17 protein-coding genes are annotated in these 18,594 nt (G+C 33.1%); 4 read left to right on the top strand and 13 right to left on the bottom strand.

Features of this window, described 5'->3' with window-relative positions; genetic code table 11:
- Window positions 1-227 precede the first annotated feature (227 nt).
- The 7 genes from Q4Q55_RS06560 to Q4Q55_RS06530 all read right to left on the bottom strand — a co-directional run bounded on the left by Q4Q55_RS06560 (window position 228) and on the right by Q4Q55_RS06530 (window position 7,961).
- Window positions 228-1,088, bottom strand: a complete 861-nt coding sequence (locus Q4Q55_RS06560; protein ID WP_303372024.1) for a DUF1002 domain-containing protein — start codon at window positions 1,086-1,088, stop codon at window positions 228-230.
- Window positions 1,089-1,592: 504 nt separating this feature from the next.
- The gene (locus tag Q4Q55_RS06555; RefSeq protein WP_303372023.1) at window positions 1,593-2,141 is read right to left on the bottom strand and encodes a MarR family winged helix-turn-helix transcriptional regulator; all 549 of its coding nucleotides are present in this window, start codon (window positions 2,139-2,141) and stop codon (window positions 1,593-1,595) included.
- On the bottom strand, window positions 2,134-3,924 hold the full coding sequence (locus Q4Q55_RS06550; RefSeq protein ID WP_303372022.1) for an ABC transporter ATP-binding protein: 1,791 nt from the start codon (window positions 3,922-3,924) through the stop codon (window positions 2,134-2,136). Before Q4Q55_RS06550 ends, Q4Q55_RS06555 begins: the two co-directional genes overlap by 8 nt.
- A gap of 1 nt (window position 3,925) precedes the next feature.
- Window positions 3,926-5,731 carry an ABC transporter ATP-binding protein gene (locus tag Q4Q55_RS06545; protein WP_303372021.1) on the bottom strand — a complete coding sequence of 602 codons (1,806 nt, stop codon included), beginning with the start codon at window positions 5,729-5,731 and terminating at the stop codon, window positions 3,926-3,928.
- 129 nt (window positions 5,732-5,860) lie between these two features.
- Window positions 5,861-6,655 (bottom strand): tetratricopeptide repeat protein, encoded by a 795-nt coding sequence (locus Q4Q55_RS06540; RefSeq protein WP_303372020.1) that lies wholly within the window; start codon window positions 6,653-6,655, stop codon window positions 5,861-5,863.
- A gap of 243 nt (window positions 6,656-6,898) precedes the next feature.
- Entirely contained in the window at window positions 6,899-7,108 is a 210-nt protein-coding gene (locus Q4Q55_RS06535) for a hypothetical protein (protein WP_303372019.1), read from the bottom strand.
- A gap of 73 nt (window positions 7,109-7,181) precedes the next feature.
- Complete coding sequence (locus tag Q4Q55_RS06530; RefSeq protein ID WP_303372018.1) at window positions 7,182-7,961, bottom strand: hypothetical protein; 780 nt, start codon at window positions 7,959-7,961, stop codon at window positions 7,182-7,184.
- A gap of 93 nt (window positions 7,962-8,054) precedes the next feature.
- Here Q4Q55_RS06530 and Q4Q55_RS06525 point away from each other — a divergent pair, with 93 nt between their 5' ends.
- Complete coding sequence (locus tag Q4Q55_RS06525) at window positions 8,055-9,872, top strand: subtype A tannase (RefSeq protein WP_303372017.1); 1,818 nt, start codon at window positions 8,055-8,057, stop codon at window positions 9,870-9,872.
- Between the two features lie 24 nt (window positions 9,873-9,896).
- Here the strand turns inward: Q4Q55_RS06525 and Q4Q55_RS06520 are convergent, their stop codons facing one another.
- The 5 genes from Q4Q55_RS06520 to Q4Q55_RS06500 form a co-directional block, all read right to left on the bottom strand.
- Complete coding sequence (locus Q4Q55_RS06520; RefSeq protein WP_303372016.1) at window positions 9,897-11,039, bottom strand: serine/threonine-protein kinase; 1,143 nt, start codon at window positions 11,037-11,039, stop codon at window positions 9,897-9,899.
- A gap of 23 nt (window positions 11,040-11,062) precedes the next feature.
- Window positions 11,063-11,854, bottom strand: coding sequence for an FHA domain-containing protein (locus tag Q4Q55_RS06515; RefSeq protein ID WP_303372015.1), 792 nt, complete (start codon window positions 11,852-11,854; stop codon window positions 11,063-11,065).
- A 315-nt stretch (window positions 11,855-12,169) separates the two neighbouring features.
- On the bottom strand, window positions 12,170-12,742 hold the full coding sequence (locus Q4Q55_RS06510; RefSeq protein WP_303372014.1) for a hypothetical protein: 573 nt from the start codon (window positions 12,740-12,742) through the stop codon (window positions 12,170-12,172).
- 268 nt (window positions 12,743-13,010) lie between these two features.
- Entirely contained in the window at window positions 13,011-14,297 is a 1,287-nt protein-coding gene (locus Q4Q55_RS06505; protein ID WP_303372013.1) for an O-acetylhomoserine aminocarboxypropyltransferase/cysteine synthase family protein, read from the bottom strand.
- A 34-nt stretch (window positions 14,298-14,331) separates the two neighbouring features.
- The gene (locus tag Q4Q55_RS06500) at window positions 14,332-15,480 is read right to left on the bottom strand and encodes an aldo/keto reductase (protein WP_303372012.1); all 1,149 of its coding nucleotides are present in this window, start codon (window positions 15,478-15,480) and stop codon (window positions 14,332-14,334) included.
- A 187-nt stretch (window positions 15,481-15,667) separates the two neighbouring features.
- Here Q4Q55_RS06500 and Q4Q55_RS06495 point away from each other — a divergent pair, with 187 nt between their 5' ends.
- The 3 genes from Q4Q55_RS06495 to Q4Q55_RS06485 are packed head-to-tail and all read left to right on the top strand — an operon-like array spanning window position 15,668 to window position 17,504.
- The gene (locus Q4Q55_RS06495; protein ID WP_303372011.1) at window positions 15,668-16,264 is read left to right on the top strand and encodes an NAD(P)H-binding protein; all 597 of its coding nucleotides are present in this window, start codon (window positions 15,668-15,670) and stop codon (window positions 16,262-16,264) included.
- The gene (locus tag Q4Q55_RS06490; protein ID WP_303372010.1) at window positions 16,265-17,278 is read left to right on the top strand and encodes a 7-cyano-7-deazaguanine synthase; all 1,014 of its coding nucleotides are present in this window, start codon (window positions 16,265-16,267) and stop codon (window positions 17,276-17,278) included.
- Window positions 17,279-17,318: 40 nt separating this feature from the next.
- On the top strand, window positions 17,319-17,504 hold the full coding sequence (locus Q4Q55_RS06485) for a hypothetical protein (RefSeq protein WP_303372009.1): 186 nt from the start codon (window positions 17,319-17,321) through the stop codon (window positions 17,502-17,504).
- A gap of 228 nt (window positions 17,505-17,732) precedes the next feature.
- Here Q4Q55_RS06485 and argH read toward each other — a convergent pair.
- Window positions 17,733-18,594: argininosuccinate lyase (gene argH, locus Q4Q55_RS06480; protein ID WP_303372008.1), on the bottom strand; the 862-nt coding region annotated here is incomplete at its 5' end.

The following is an 18,594-nucleotide window of genomic DNA, read 5'->3' as shown; positions in this document are numbered from 1 at the left end:
ATTGCTCAATGAAGAAACATTATTATCTGATGCGCATACTGATCCCATACATACCATCAGAAGAACAAAAATCATAGAAAATTTTAATAGATTATTGGATTTAAAGTATTTCAAATGTTTTCACCTCATTCCTATCAATATACATACTTTATATTAAATATATATAAATCGATTAAAGAAAAAGGTTTAAAAACTAATAAGTTCAAATAAAAAAAAGAAAAGAATGATTAAATTCCGTTAATAAAGGATTTAATCATATCAAAAATACTATCTAAAGAAAATCCACTATTTCCAGTCTCATTAAATAATCCTGAAACTTGTTCTTTATAATAGTTTACATCACCTTGAACATTTTGCACTTGTTCAATGGAATCTGCCAAGTTTTCAATATCTGTATTTGTGATGTTGACATTATTGTTTTGAACATGATTATTGATTATATTAACGATTGTGTCATGATCTGTAACATTATCACTTGAAACCTCTTGTTTTACATCATCTACCAGTTTAGATAATTTGTCAGCATCAACACCGGAGTTATCTACGATTTCTGCTTGTGTGTATATTTCATCTGAAGCGGCTTCTTTTACGCTTTCAGGAATTTCAACATCAGTAGCTGCTTCATAGGAATTCATTATTCCCGCAAGAGCAGATTCTCCTGTAGCTTCTACTGGACTTGTTACATATACATGACCTGCAGTGATTCCAGCTGATTTTAAAGCTGAAATATACATATCCCCAGTAATTGTAGTGATTTTTGATTTGTCTACGCTTACTTCAAGATTGTCATTGTCATTTAAATCCAAGAGTGCTGATGACAATATTTGATCTGATGTGTAAGTTTTACCAGTTATACCAGTTGATATTTGATTCACTTCATCTGCAGATATAATTTTTGATTCTGCATTGTTTAAATCAACGTTTGCTTGATTTTTAAAGAAATTATCAACGTTTGCTTTATAATTTGAATCTGTGTGAGTTGCCTCACCATAAGTTACAACAACGGAATTTACTTCGCCTGAAAATCCGACGGGGATTAGCATGGCGATTACGATTAAAGCTAAGATAGCTATAGTAATTTTTCGCATTTTTATTCACCTCATTAAATTCCTAATCTAACTTTGTCGAAGTAATATTTAAATGTTACAGTTTTTAGAAGTATTTCAGTGAACTTAAAAATATAAAAAAAATTGTTAAAAATAAACAGTACAACAACTTAATATTCTAAAAAATGTTCAATCGTTCGGAATTTAAAAAATAAATAAAATCGCAATAACATATTTCCGACAATAAGGGATTTTTTCAAAATCAATTTTAACCACCACCGAAATCAACATGCCATGAAATCAGCAACTTTACATTCAAACAAGCTGAACTCGATAATCCAAAGTCAATTTTAAGTTTAATTGACTTTGCATGCAAAAAAATCAAAACATTTCATTTCAACGAGTATATGAACTTGTCAATGCCCATGGAAACGATTCAAGAAATGGAGAAAATCAGCAAAAAAAGTGTTCTAAACTGAATTGTATCAAAAGTTTAAACAACTATTAATTGCAGGTTAGAAGCGATTCCAACACGTTTTCCCAATTTCATTTGCAAGTTATTAATTTAACCCATTCTTCATGATGCTTATCATCCTTAAAGTATCTTTCAAAAATCTCCTTTCTATTTTTAATGATTTTTTCATACTTTTCAGGTTCCTCTTTCCTGAACTTATCATGGATATTCAATATTAATCTGTTCAGATAATCGTTCAGGTTTTCCTTTTCTTCCTTGCTTAATGAATCGAAAATGTCAATGTCCTTATGATCTTTAAATTCAATGCCCCTTCCTTCTTCTGTCAGTTCAACAAGAAGAACCCTTTTGTCCTTTTTTGAAGGAACTTTTCTGATGAAGTTTTTCTGTTCCAATTTGTTCAGAGTCTCATTGAGAGAAGTGACACTGATATTCAATATTTCAGATAATTCCCTAGTGGATATCTTGTCCTTTCGCTTTAAAAAAACAATCAATCTGCCTTGACCCTTTGTAATGCTTTTCATTTCTGGGTTCTGCTTTTTATTTCTCTGGTCCAGAATTTCATTAATCATGGAGAATTTATAGAACAGCAAATGATTATTCATTTCATCAGCATCATTCATATGAAACACTCCTATTCTGACTGTTCAAGGTATTGTAATAGTATCCTTTCTGTTCGAGCAATTCTTCATGAGTACCATGCTCAATAATACGTCCATCATCAATTACGATTATCTTATCCGCATCCCTGACTGTTGAAAGCCTATGGGCTATGATGAAACTTGTTCTGTCTTTCATTAATCTGTCCATGGCTTTTTGAATTAGCTTTTCTGTTCTTGTATCAACTGATGAAGTAGCCTCATCAAGAACCAATATTTGCTTGTTAGAAAGGATTGTTCTTGCAATTGTCAAAAGCTGCTTTTGACCATGGGAAATGTTGTCTGCATCCTCATTCAGCATCATTTCGTATCCTTCAGGGTTTTGCATGATGAAATTGTCTGCATGTGCTTCTTTTGAAGCAGCTATAACTTCTTCATCACTTGCATCCAGTTTTCCATAGCGAATATTGTTAAAGATAGTGTCATTGAATAGCCATGTATCCTGAAGCACCATTCCTACAAGCGATCTGATGCTGTGCTTGTCATATCTGTTGATGTTCACACCATCGATTTTTATTTCACCGCCATTCAGGTCATAGAACCTCATGAGCAATTTTACAATAGTGGTTTTGCCTGCTCCGGTTTCACCTACAATAGCTATTTTTTCACCTTTTTTAACTTTAAATGACAAGTCCTTTATCACCAATTCATCTTCAGAGTAGCCAAAATTAACATTTTCAAAGGTGATTTCTTCATTTATTCCTTTAATTTGCTCTTTGAATGGATTTTCTTCAGCGTTTATTTCCAGGAAATCAAATATTCTCTCGCTTGCCGCCATTGCAGTTTGTATCATATTCATGATTCTTGTTACCTGTTCGATCGGAGTTGTAAAGTTTTTAGAGTATTGGATAAATGCCAAGATGTCCCCGACACTTATTGCATTTTGAAGTACCAGCACAGCTCCAAGAACTGATATGATTACATATTGCAGATTGGAAATGAAATGGACAAAAGGCCCTGACAGACTTGAAAAGAACTTGGATTTCCATTCCTGTTCATACCAGTTTTCATTTTCCTCTTCAAAAATATTCATGGACTCATCTTCCTGGTTGAATGAACGGATGATTTCATGACCTGTAAACGACTCTTCAATTTGTCCATTCAGCCTGCCCCTATATTCTAATTGTTTCAAATAGTAATCCTGTGAGAATTTGGTAACTTTAATTATAATGAAAAATGCAATTGGAACCAATATTATTGTAATGAGTGTCATCCATAAGTTAATGGACAGCATCATTACTGTAACGCCGATAATTGTAACGACACCTGTCAGCAGCTGGTTAAATGTTTGTACGATACCTGACTGCAATGAATCCACATCGTTTGTGATTCTTGAAAGGATGTCTCCTCTAGTATTCTTATCCAAATCCCCCATTGACAGATGTGTGATTTTTTCAATTAAATCCTTTCTTAGGTTATAGCTTATATCTGTTGTTATGTCAAGCAACAGATAGCTTTGAAGATATGAGAAAACCGCACTTACAACATATAATATTACAACTGTAATCAGCAGATTGAGTATATATTCCAGATTCATATTTCCAGAGTTTATACCATCAAATATTGCCGTTGTGGCAAAACCTATTAAAAGAGGACTGATTACTGAAAATACTGTTGATATGATTCCACAAATAACTGTTAAACTTAATTTAAACTTATATCCAACTAAAAGACTGGATATGTTTTTTATGGACTGCCGGGTATTTGCCGGTTTTTCAGGAGGTGCTCTTCTTGGTTTTCTTGCCATATTATTTTCCTCCTGCAGTCTTTTTTATATAATCAGCATCAATGATGAAATTGGAAGATTCCTCATCATCATATAACAAGTCATTAGACTGTTCTATTTGAGATGATACAATTTCCCTATAAATATTGCAGTTTTCATTAAGGTAATCATGACTGCCTTTGTCTATTATCTCTCCTTCATCAAGTACTATTATCTCATCAGCATCCATAATTGTTGAAATCCTTTGTGAGATGATGAGCATTGATGAATCTTCCTTTAGAGTTTTAATGTTTTCCTTCACTTTTGATTCTGTATTCATGTCTAGTGCTGAAAAACAGTCATCAAAAAGGTAAAAGTCACGTTTAGAAATTACTGACCTTGCCAGCTGAAGACGCTGCTTCTGTCCACCTGAGAAATTGGATGCTCCTTGTAAAACCTCATCATCCAAACTTTCTATGAAATCGACTTCCGCCATTGCCAGTGCCTTTCTAATCTCTTCATCGCTTGCATCCTCCTTGCCTATCAGCATGTTTGACCTTATTGTTCCTTCAAAAAGAATTGCCTTTTGAGGGGCATAGGAAATCCTCTGCCTAAGAACAGACAATTTATAATCCCTGATGTTTCTACCATTAATCAGGATTTCCCCATTGCTTACATCCTGAAGACGGGGGATTAAGTTTAGAATTGTGGATTTTCCGCTTCCGGTTCCTCCGATTATTGCAGTGTTTTTTCCCTTTTCCAGTTTGAAATTGATATTTTTCAATATTTCCTTTTCGCTTCCGGGATAGATGTAAGTCACATCCCTAAATTCAATGACCGGATCATCATCTATTTTATCGATTGGTCCATCACTGATTGATATTTCCATGTTTATAACTTCAGCGACACGCCTGCCGGATACTAGAATTCTTGGAACCATTACCAGAAATCCCCCCATCATTAAAAATGCCATTACAATCTGTGTGGCATATTGGATAAATGCTATTATTGTTCCGGTTAATATTTCCCCTCTAATTGCATCATATGCTCCAAAGTATAGAATAAGAACAATCATCAGATTTAACAATAAAGTCATTGCAGGCATTAAAATCAAGAGTACTCTAAAGACTCTTAGGTTTACTAGTCTAAAGTCTTCATTTGTTGTTTCAAATCTTTTTTCTTCATAGTTTTGCCTTACGAATGCTTTAATAACGGGAATGCCCATAAGTATTTCTCTTGAAGTTTGATTGATTTTGTCAGTCAATTCCTGCATTCTGTTAAAGTAAGGTACAACGCTTACAAATATTATGACAAAAGGTATGGCTACTGCGGCGAATGTCACTCCAATAATCCATAAAAGATTGGTTCCAAGTTCCAAGGCCTTGATTATGCTTCCTATACCCAATATCGGTGCAAATAGTATTGTTGTAAAGAATAATCCTAAAAAAATCTGTATCTGATATACATCATTTGTGTTACGTGTAATAAGGGATGCCCTGGATATCTTATTTAACTCAAAATTTGAAAATTTTAAAATCTTGTCATAGCTTATTTTCCTTAAGTCTCTTCCATATGCTGCTGATACCTTACTTGAGAAGTATGAAAGGCCTATTGTAGCCAGAACCCCTATCAAGACCATGGCCATCATCATGGTTCCTACATATATTATGTAGTTAAAGTCCGTGTTTTGTATACCTACGTCCACTATATCTGCAGTGTATGTGGGCAAAGTCAGATTGCAGTATACATCAACCAATAGGAATGCAACAATGAGAAAAAGAGGAATTATACTCTTTTTTAAAGGACTTAACAGTTTTCCTATAGTTTTCAGTGTTTTAGTTAGATTCATGATTTTCCTGCTTTTATTTTTTTAATTTTCTAAAGGTACCTTTAGATTTTTTTATATATAAATATTATTACTGCATCATTAAACAGGAAAAATAGTATTTAAAAAAAAAAGAAATTAAATTGAATAGGTTCAATTTAATTTTTCCAAACATTCACCCCAAGTTTTCATGGATTCCTCATCCAGATAAACTTTGGAATTTGCTTTTTCAAAGAATTCATTAGATTTTTCATAGTTTTCCCAGTCAAAGTAAGTATACGCTTTTCCTTTTAATGCATCGTATGAATCTTCTTTGATGTCCAATACTTTATCATAAACACTTATTGCATCTTCAAACTCATAATTAAGCCTGTTTGCATTTGCAATAGCTAGCCAAACTTCAACATCATCTTTTATTGATAAAGCATTGATGAATTCTTCAATTCCATCATCATATTCTTCCAGATTTACTAAAGCCACTCCTTTAAGATAATATGCATCGAAATTGGATTTGTTGACTTTGGATGCTTTGTCACAAAGCTCAATAACTCTAACATTTGTTTTATAGAAATCTATTTTATCCTCAGATTCTAATTTATCTAATTTACGTTTAGCTCTACTGATGTAATCCTCATCCCTGTTCAAAAACATTTGAGCATTTCTGTATTGTTTTTTAATCTCGGAGGGGAAATCCTCTGAGTTAATGATTTCAGATTTGAATTTGGACATGTCATCAACAATGTCGTCAATTTGGTCAATGGTGTCTTTACTGAACTCCTCCAAATCAAATTCATCAATTCCGTTCAAGTCCAATTCACTCAGTATTTCTTTACTTTCATCTCTCAAGAAATCAATACCATCAGAAATTTGCTGAATAAAAGTGGATTCAAAATAAACCTTATCAGTCTTTCTTCTGTTGACTTTTATATCTTCATCTTCTTTTTTCATGAGTATCCCCCACAAAATTACTTTGCTAATGCTTTAATTTTTTTTAATATAAAAAGATTTCTATCCATTAACATTCACAGACAAATTTGGAAATTTAATAAGTGAATTTGGTTTTGAAATTACTTTTTTACAATTTAGTTACACTGCATACCCCATGTACTAACTGATGATGATCCAAACAATACAATCCTATTATCTAAAAGAATATTCCAACAATTAAAAATATGAGCAATACATCAAATGTTAAAATAAATGAGAGAATAACTCATTATTTGCATTTTCAATTGGCCGAACCAACATGTCCTGAGATTGACGAATTTGCACCGCACCAATACCACGCCCAAAACTTAACCAGATACCACATAGAAATACAAAAGCAAGTCCCACAAGCACATCGGCATTGATATCTGCAACCAAAAAATGTCTAAAATTATTTAAAAACAATAAAAACATTGAAAATATTATGGAAAAACAATTATTAATTGCTTTTCTTAAAAAACCAGCAATAAAACCAATATTTTTTTATTCAATCATTGTTATTTTTGATTAATTCTTCCAATTCCTCAAACCTGTTGTTAAAGTGTTTTGTTAAAATAGCTGCAGTCAAAGTCGCAGTACCTACGCCAGATAAAATGTAACCTCCCCATACCAAAACAATAGAATTAAGCTTACCTGCAATAGTGCTGCCCAAAACAGCATACCCATTACTTGTAAATGCATTGGAAACCATCACCAAAGCATCCAATGGGTTTACATTTTCAGCAACTTGAGTAAACAGAAAACTAATAAATATCAGTGAAAACAATACAACTATAGCTATTCCCAAACCATTTGACTTTGTATATTCCTTAAATTTACCATAATAAATTTTTATAATATATATAAATGCTAAAACATGAACAATATCGACCAGTCCCGCCAAACTGAGTCCGAATAACAAATAATTTAAAGAACCAAAAGGCACCATCAATAATATCATAATTTTGCCGTTTAATGAACTTCCATCAACCAATGTAATCGCAACAAATAATGAAAAAAGAACATCAAATATTACAAAATAGATTAAATCACCACTACTGGATATCAACGAATACAATATATTTATAAACGCTAATGACATCATTATCAAGAAAAATGATTGTCTTAAAGTATGTATTTCTTCTTCGGGGAAAGATTCATTAAACTTTGATAGCATATTTGGACCATTATTAAATTTACTGTAAATAAATCTTCCAATACCAACTAAAATAAGAAAAATAACAATTTCGACAACTAACTGCATGATATAGATATAAACAGTTCCCACTTTTAACACCGTTTATTATTTCTGAAAATACAATTATTAATATTTAATGAAAATATAAACATAAAACAAAAGTAAATAAATATAGGTGAAATTATGAAAAAAATACACAAAATTATCATAATTTGTGTTATTCTCATATTAATAATTGGATGTACCTATGCATTTTTCGGAAATAATCACCTGACCGGTGATGGGGAATCATATAATGCAACGGCACTTTCCGAAAAATTGTCGATTAATATGGATAACTGGAGTTATGATGAAACAAATGACATTTACTACCAAATTGGATTAATTTACTGTACTAATCCCGAAAACATATCCTATGAATCCTGCGGCATTTATGTTCCCGGAAAATACTTTGACGGGACAAAAAATTCCAACGGAACCTATTCATGTAAAATAAATGACAACAATAAAATTGGAAATTACAGTGCAGGTTCCGCACCGATTGTAATGCCTGTAAATACACCAGGTTATTCATCCTGTGCAGCACCAACCAGCTTTAATGCAAATGTAGTTAAAGATTATACAGATTCAGGATTAATTTATTTGGATGCTGGTTGTAGAGGAAGAGACAATGCTGAAGCTCCCGACGGAGTTACCGATTTAAAATCTGCCATAAGTTATTACAGATTCAATGGTGATGTTTTGCCAGGAGATAAAGAGAAAGTCTTTACCTTTGGACACAGTGGAGGAGGTGCCCAGTCAGCAATAATGGGTGCTAGCGGAAACAGTGAATTATACACACCATATCTGGAAAGCATCGGAGCGGCAATTGTTGATAAAAATGGAAACGCAATATCCAATGCTGTTTATGGTGCAATGTGTTGGTGCCCTATTACAAATTTAGACACTGCCGATGAAGCCTATGAATGGAATATGGGCCAATATGCAAGGTCAAATGGAACATTTTCTTCTGAATTAAGTAATGATTTATCAGCAGAATATGCGGAATACATTAATGAATTAGGCCTTAAAGATCCGAATGGAAATACATTGACTTTACAGGAAAGTGATTCTGGAGTTTATGCTTCCGGTTCATATTATGATTATATGATTAAAACAACTGAAGATTCATTGAATAACTTCTTAAACGATACTACTTTCCCATATACTCCAAGTGCAAGTGGAATGGGAGGAACACCTTCAGGAGAAATGCCTACAGGAGAAACTCCAAGTGATAGTGAAAGTTTACCTTCAGGAGAAATGCCAACCGGTGAATCACCAACCAATTCCGGAAGTATGCCAACTGAAAGCGGTGAAAGCTCAGACAATACCACTTATCAAACAGCAAAAGACTACATTGCATCATTAAATTCAAATGATACCTGGATTACCTATGACGAAAGTACAAACACTGCAAAAATTACAAGTTTGGAAGCATTTGTGAAACATTGCAAATCCCCTTCCAAGTCAGTAGCAGCATTTGATGATTTAAACCGATCACAAGCTGAAAACGGATTATTTGGTATTGATGGAAACAGCTCATCACACTTTGATGAAATATTAGCTGGCTTACTTGCAAACAATAGTGATAAATACTCCAAATATAGTGACTATTCATCAAATTACGCAACAGAATATCAAAATGATCTATCCAAAAATGACAGCTTAAATAACACAATGAAAACCCGTGTAAACATGTACAATCCAATGTATTATTTATGCGATTACTATGACGGTTCCGGAAGCAGTGATGTTGCTAAATATTGGAGAATAAATACCGGTATTGAACAGGGAGACACATCACAATGCGTTGATGTTAATCTTTATTTAGCAGTTAATCAAAAAGTTGACTCGCAAAATGTTGAATTCTCAACAGTCTGGGGTCAAGGACATACCCAAGCTGAAAGAACTGGCGATTCCACAGACAACTTTATTAATTGGGTTAATGGCTGTTTGAATTGAAGAAATCTTTGATTTCTTCTTTATTTATTTTTTTTGCTCTTCTAAAAAATCATCTTCTTTAGATTTAATATTATGAGATGTTTTCAATTTTATGGTCTGTGATAAAAATGAATTCTGTTCCTTATCAAAATTCATGACCTTTTCAAAAATTTCCCCCATATCATAATCTTTAAGAATAACTTTAGCTTCAGAAAAATTATTTTCATATTTTGCCAATCTGAAAGCTTTTTTCATAGCATTGTTCATCCCATAATCATTTTCATTTAGATGAAGGTATGATTTCCTAAAACATTTTTCTATTTCAGTTAAAAGTTCACCGGCATTTAAAAATCTATTATTATAATCAGCCTGCAAACATTTACTAACAATTTCATCTATAAGTGGTGAAACATTATTATTATAATTACTTGGAGGAATTAAATGAGATTTCCAGGGTTTGCCATCTATTATTTCAGCCAGGTTAAATCTATCCATATCATAGGGAAAATGATTAGTTAATAAAATATAAAAAACCACACCTAAGGCATAAATATCAGTTGAAGGATAATACTTATTTTTAAAACATTCGGGAGCCATGTACTGTCGTGTTCCAACAATAATATGATTATCCATATTAGAATTAATCTCTCTTGAAAATCCGAAATCAGATATTTTAACGACGATACGGTATTCCGAATTAAAGCTTAACAGGATATTACTTGGTTTTAAATCATTATGCACAATGGGCGGCTGGGACGAATGTAATTTATTCAATCCTAACAAAATTTGCTTGATTAAGCTTAAACCCCAAAAAATAGGCATTAAAATATTAGACTCCTTAAAAGACATCATGTAAGGAGTTAAATCCCCACCAAGTACATATTCCATGATAAAATAAACCCAGTCATTTTCATTTTTATCACCTGCCGGGATAATCCCAGCATCGTTAATATCAATAATATTCTCATGCTTTAACTTGCATGCAAGTCTAGCACCATATAAAAGGAAATTCAAATTTGAATTGATATCAAAGGGCTCCTTAATAATTTTCATAACCCTCAAGTCATCTAAAAAAACATGTCTTACAATATATATCTCGGCAAATTCACTTGATTCCAAAAATTGCTCAACCTTATATTTACCATGAAAATATTCTTCAACAATATCTACGACTTCCGGAGCAATCATTGCAAATCACATGAAAATAATGTTTAGAAAGAACAGTAAAAAACAGCTCCTCCATTGCCTTTAGATAATTTTAAAAAAGAGTTATTAATCAATTTAGTTTTAATACCAAAAGGAATTAGATTATCTCCAACATAGGTTCCATTAGAGCTTGACTCATCCAGAACATACCAGCCATCATTTTCATAGAATAATTTTAGATGAGGTTTTAAGATATTTGAAACAGTATTATAACTATTGTCCAAAATAATTTTACGGCTTTTTATATCGCTCAAATCACCATTACCCCTTCTTCCAATAACCGCACAATCGTTTTTGTTTATCCTATAAGTTTTGCCTTTATCCTTACCATTGAATATTGTCATCGTGCAACACTTCTTGTTGTTGAGCTTGCTGTTAATATCATATAAATCAAAGAAGGTAACAAGTTCCTCAACGAAGAAATTAATATCCAAAAAGAGATCTTCGAATGCATCCTCCTTTAGAACATATGCTTTAACATTACGCTTCCCAACTTTATTGGGAATCTCCTTTTTAACAACAACTTCCTTCAGGATTCCAGCTTCGACCAGAATTTTTAAATGCTGACCTAACATTTGAGGAGTAATGTTAATATTATAATTAGCCAACATCAGATTAATTTCACGGGAGTACAATGGTTCTTTGGTTTTATAATTATGAACCCTTTGATAGTCCCTTAAAATCTTTAAAATAGAAAATCTAACCTCATTATTTATTGAAGCCAATTTAGAAGATAAAACTTTTTGATTTTCCCGACCAATTATTTCAGTAACATAGCTATGATTTTTATCTCCCATATCTCAAACTCCAATTGTTAAGTAAAATTTTTCAAAATACAATTAATTAATGACAATCATTTAATTAACCTTTTAAAAAATATATATGACTTATATAACCTAATAAAGCATTATTTCATAGAAAAAAATATTTTACATATTAAAATATGAAATTGCATCAATATTAATAAATTTTAATAAATTACTATATAAGTCACATAAAGCAACAACTTTATTCCAATGAAAAAAATAGATTACATTATCAATATCGAAAAAGAAGTGAAAATAAAAAAAAAGGATTTTTAGAAAAATATTCTAAAAATCATCATTAGCAGTTTACTGTTCGATTGGGCCAATACTATTAATAATATTGTCTATCTCAGAAGTGTATAAACTAGTATTAGGATCTTTAGTGAAGAATGATAGATAATTCACATTTCCATCTTTTACATAGGTTAACATTCTGTAGTGGTCAATTCCTTTCTCTGAACCCCATGGGAAATATGGTTCAAAAGTCCACCAGCTGGTACCACCATCATCGGTAGCTACCTCATCGGTTGAAACATTTTTAAGTTTATCCGGATATGCGGCAAATTCATAAACTTTGTATCCGTTTATATCAGATTTGGATATATTTTTATACCCTGCCTCTTTACCATTTTGAGAAACAGCCTTGTAGAAATTAGCTTCACTGCCTCCACTGCCAGACATTATCCCAGTAAACATAACACTAGTATTTCCTGCAGTTGCAATACCCTTATCATCTAAAGTATAATTACCCGGAAGAGTAACAGCAGCTTCGTTACCCTGCAATGTCACATTAGCATTGCTTAGGAACAAGAATCCTGCAACTAAAATTACAAGAATAGCAACTACAACACCAATTATTATTTTAGTTCTCTTTTCCATAGCCAAAACTCCTTTTATAATAAAATCCCTCGATTGATGAATACCTTCGAAAATAACCTTAAAATTTAAATTTTCAAACGTACTCCAATAGCAATATAAAATACATTATCCTCAATATACTATACATTAAAAAGAAACCAAATTCTCATTTAATGTTTTAAATACAATATAAGAATAATTATCTTACATATAAAAGTTTATTATAAAAAATATTTAAGTCATATAAAGAAATTCATTTATATTAAAAAAAAGAAAAAATGGAAAAGAGCTATATCTTATCCAATGCCTGATCAACATCAGCCAATATATCTTCTATATCTTCGATACCCACGGAAAATCTGATTAAATCCGGGGTGACACCAGTAGACAACTGCTGTTCTTCGGACAGTTGGGAATGTGTAGTTGATGCAGGGTGTGTAACCAATGATTTGGCATCACCTATATTAGCTAAAAATGAGATTAACTCCACACTTTCAATGAATTTTAAAGCACCGTCATATCCTGCCTTAAGACCAAAAGAAACAATTCCACCATACCCCTTTTCAGCATATTTTTTAGCAACTTCATGGTTTGGGGAGCTTTCAAGCCCTGAATAAGTTACCCAAGCAACTTTAGGGTGAGCTTCCAAATGTTCTGCTACAGCCATTGCATTTGAAGCATGTCTTTCTATTCTTAATCCTAATGTTTCAAGACCCTGCAAAAGTAAAAATGAACCGAAAGGAGATGGAACCGCACCGGTATCTCTTCCAACGACTGTTCTAATTCTTGTTGTGAAAGCAGATTCTTTAAAGGTTTCTGCAAAAATTAATCCATTATATGTTTCATCAGGTTCAGAAAGTGTTGGGAATTTTCCGTTCATCCAATCAAAATCACCCTTTTCAATGACAATTCCTCCGAGGGTGGTTCCATGGCCTCCAATGTATTTGGTTGCAGATGATGCGATAATATCTGCACCATGGTCAAATGGCCTTACTGATCCGATTCCGACAGTATTGTCAGCTATCAATGGGATTCCATGAGAGTGTGCAATATCAGCCAATTTATCAAAATCAGGAATATCTAATTTAGGATTTCCTATAGATTCAACATAAATTGCACGAGTTTTCTCATCAATTGCATTTTCAAACTCATCCGGAGACTGGGAGTCCACAAAAGTGACAGTGCGCCCCAACTCTTCGAGCGTGTTTTCAAACAGTTCATATGTTCCGCCATACAAATTATCTGCAGATACAATATTGTCCCCAACTTTAGTTAGATTGATGATTGCATAAAAGATAGCTGCCATTCCAGAAGCTGTTGCATAAGCTGCAGTTCCTCCTTCAATAGCTGCCATTCTCTTTTCAAATGCCTCAGTAGTGGGATTTGTGAGTCTTGTATATATGTTTCCACCTTCTTTAAGGGCGAACCTATTTGCGGCCTGTTGAGATGATTCGAATACATAGGATGTAGTCTGATAGATTGGAGTAACTCTTGATCCGGTTTCATCAACCTCTTCTTGACCCGCATGCACACCAATAGTGGATATATTCTTTTTGTTTTTAATTTCATAAGCCATAATAATCACATAATATATTTATAGATACCCATATTTAAAATCCAAATAAATCCTGAGCATCCAACATCACATCAACAATGTGAACATTGAATGGACATCTCGGTTCGCATTCTCCACATGCAATACATTCAGTTGCATTAAATTTTAAGTTATTATAATGTTCCTGCACACCAACCGGCACTTCATCATGGTTTTTTGCGAGGTCAAATAATTTATTTACCATCGCAATGTCTATTCCTGAAGAGCATGGCTGGCAATGTCCGCAATATGTGCATTGTCCTTCAAATGAATGCTTTGGAGCTTTTTTTAAGGTTTCTACATAATCTCTTTCAGATTCGCTTGCATCACAATATTTTAAAGATTCCATTAATTCATCGACTGTCTTAACCCCAACAAAAATACTTGAAACACCTTTCTGTTCCAGTGCATAATGGATGCATTGAACAGGAGTTAAGGCAACACCGAATGGAGAAGTTTCATCATCCAGCAAGTTTCCACCAGCAAATCCTTTCATTACAGTTAAAGCAGTCCCATTTTCTTCACATAAACTATATAGTTCATCCCTTTGAGGATTGATGCTTGACAGTTCATTGTCATAAGCATCTTCTCGCCGGTACTCTTCAATATCACTCATCGAACCGAACATGTCAAATGCAGGATTGATGGAAAACATCAACAGCTCTATTTCAGGATTTTCAGCTGCTAAAAGTCCGATATCCGGATTATGAGTACTCAATCCTATGTGGGATATTGTTCCCTCACTCTTCAGTTTTCGGACATATTCGATAAATGGACCGTTCATTATCTCATTGTAATCCTCTAGTTGGTCAACATAATGAATCATTCCAAAATCCAATGTATCTATTTGGAATCTTTCCATGAAGTCTTCAAAAGCTGGAATTACCTTATCCATATCACGGGTTCGTACATATTGTCCATTTTGCCATGTTGAACCTATGTGGCCCTGAATCACCCAATTTTTACGATTATCCTTAATAGCCCTGCCCAAATGAGACCTCACATCAGGTTCGCTCATCCAGCAATCTACAAAATTGATTCCGTTTTCTTCACAAGCTCGTATTAACTCTTCCGCATCTTCATATGGTCTTTCAACTAAGAATTCTGCACCAAATGCAATTTCAGATACTTCAACACCAGTATTTCCTAACTTTCTGTAGTCCATATTAAAAATTCCTAAAAAACTATTTGAAATTATTATGTAATTTGAAATTAAAAAAGTTTAGGGAGAACATACTCCCATTAAGCCAAAAAAAAACTATTACTTAAATTGCTTATGCATCCCCATAATCATAATCCAATGCAAAAATTTTAATTAAACTAAAAAAAAGAATAATATAATAGGTGAGATAATGAATATTGCAATACTTGGTGCAACCGGAAACTTCGGAAGATTATTTACAGCAAAATTACTTGCAAATCCAAATTATCAGTTAACTGTTATTTCAAAATCTGCAGGAAACATTTTTGAAGATAGCCACAGAGTAACGGCAAAAAGCATTGATGCAACTAACTTAAAAGAATTGAAAAATGCCCTGAAAAATCAGGACATCGTTTATTCAGCAATTTCAGGATCTGACTTGCCGGTCATTGCCCGCAACTTAGTTGAGATTAATCCTAAAAGATTGATTTTTATGGGCGTTGTCGGAATTCACAATGAACTTGCAGAAGGTAACGGCGCTGAATTCAATGTAGATAATGAACCTAAGCAGATTCCAAACAGAAATGCAGTGGATACCATAGAAGATAGCCAGTTAGACTATACTATTTTAAGACCAGGATTTTTAAGATATGGTGAAGAAGATGACTATATCATAACCTCAAAAGGTGAAACACCCAAAGGATATTTTTCTACAGTAGAATCAGTTGAAAAAATAGCCTTGGAAATTATAGAAAATCCGAAATTGTATTCCCGTGAAAACATCAGCATTACAAAAGATATGAGTTAAATGTATACGAAAGAATTCATTTTAAATGAGATTAATACCATAAGAAATGAAATCGGTCATGAAAAAGTGAACATTTTTATCGAGGAAATTTACCTTGACAACAATGAGTTATGGATTATTACCGAAGACCGTCCTGACAAATCAGCCATTATTGGAAAAGGAGGATGGGTAGTTGGAAAACTTAAAGAGAAATTAGGCCTTGAAAGCATTCACGTTGAATCTTATGGTGACTTTTTGAATAAAGAATATAAATTAAGATTATCCAAAAAAACAATTGATAATGTGGATTTGGATTTGACCGGGCTGGAAAACCTGAAGAAAATTATTGAAACCAAGCTTGACAACATTTATAGTTTTAACTTTGAGAAATACTTTAATGAAAATGAGTTCAAAGAATCTGAAAATACCGAAGCGGTTGTTGCACTTTCAGGCGGTGTGGACAGCAGTTTTTCACTTATTTTGGCTAAAAAGTTAGGTTTCAATCCAATTGCCATTACTGTTGATCCGGGAACTATAATCTTGCCGAAACAATTTAAGAACAATATTAAGGCTCTGACAGAATCCCTGGATGTTAAGCATGCTTACATTGAAACGGATTATACAGAGGTCATTGAAGAGTCCTTTACAGGTAAACTCCATCCGTGCGGAAGGTGTTCAAAAAACACGTCAGAAATTATAATGCAATATGCAAAAAATGAAGAGATACCTGTAATTATATATGGTGATATGCTTGCAACCGGAAGTCAATGTATTAATCTGCAGGACGATTCATTATATCGATTGAACCTTCCAGCAAGTTTAAGTGTTGGCAAACAAGAGATTAAATCCTTAATCAGAAACTATAATTTAAAAGAGTTTAAAGGATTCGGCTGTCCCCTATTATATGAAATTCATAAAAAATTCCCATACATGAAAAAATTTTCAATACAAAGAATTTTAAGAGAAACCCGTTCAGGTGCACTTGAACCGGGTGAAGCACTCGACTTGATTTGGAGCTTTTACAAAACCAAATAGTTACCAAAACTTTAATAGCAAAAAATAAAGAGTAGATAATATGATGCATAAAATTTGCCCCCGATGCGGGTCTAGAAATGTGAAATGGATTATTCCACAAAATTGGTCACAGTGGGTTTGCTATGATTGTGATTACACAGGACCCATCATTGAAGGAAATCAAGATTTAGCCGATGAAATTCATGAAAATTACTTAGAATCCAAAAATAATCAAGATTCAGAATGAACTTTTTTTAAAATAAGATTTCACGTGTTGTGAAGAATATTAATAGAAGCTGAGCCCACTTATTGAGTTTCCTGAGAAACATCAATAAGTTTTCTACAAATATTCTTTTCACAACAACATGCTTCAACAATCAATGATTATATCATCAATTATTATATTTGGCATAAACATATATAAAATTTTAGGTATACCTAAATTAATTTTCGGTGAAAAAAATATAGGATTGAATTAAATCCCATGCTTTTCAAATTCATCATTTAAGAAAACTTTAATATTATCACGAGCAATTTCAACCATTTCCGGAGCAGGTCCTCCAGGAACAGCTCTGATTTTAACATTTTCAGCAGGATTCAAAGCTCTTTGAATCAAATCATCAGCAAGGTTTAACTCATCAAAACCCAAATCAACTGCAATATCATCAATGAACTTAGAAGTGATATCCTCTTCAGCCATATCACTGGCAGTAGCTTCGTTAACAATTCTTCCAACAATTTTATGTGCAGTTCTGAATGGAATTTGTTTTTCACGAACCATAATATCCGCCAAATCTGTTGCAGTTGCAAAGTTCTTACCCGCAAGCTCTGCACACCTATCCACTTTAAATTCAACTGAAAGCATCATCTTTGTAACAATAGACAATGTATCCTGAGTAACTTTAACAGCATTCCACAAATGAGGAGTGATTTCTTGCAAATCCCTATTGTAGGTATACGGAATAGCTTTAAGAATTGTCATAATAGTGATTAATTCACCTGTAGCTATGCTGGTTTTACCCCTTGCAAGTTCAGCCACATCAGGATTTTTCTTTTGAGGCATAATAGAAGAAGTTGATGAATATTCATCAGCCATTTCAATAACACCGAACTCATAAGTGCTCCACAATACCAACTCTTCACACATTTTCGCCAGAGTTGATGACAAAGATACTAAATCAAAGACTGTTTCTGTAATAAAGTCACGTGCTGAAACTCCATCCATAGAGTTTTCCAGATATGCATCGAATCCCAGTAAATCAGTAGTTAACTGCCTATTTATTGGAAAACTGGTAGTTGCCATAGCGGCGGAACCCAATGGATTTAGGTTAACCCGC

The sequence above is a fragment of the Methanobrevibacter sp. genome (assembly GCF_030539555.1).
GTDB lineage: Archaea > Methanobacteriota > Methanobacteria > Methanobacteriales > Methanobacteriaceae > Methanocatella.
Note: the sequence above shows the minus strand (reverse complement) of the source record. Positions and strands in the feature narration are given on the sequence as shown.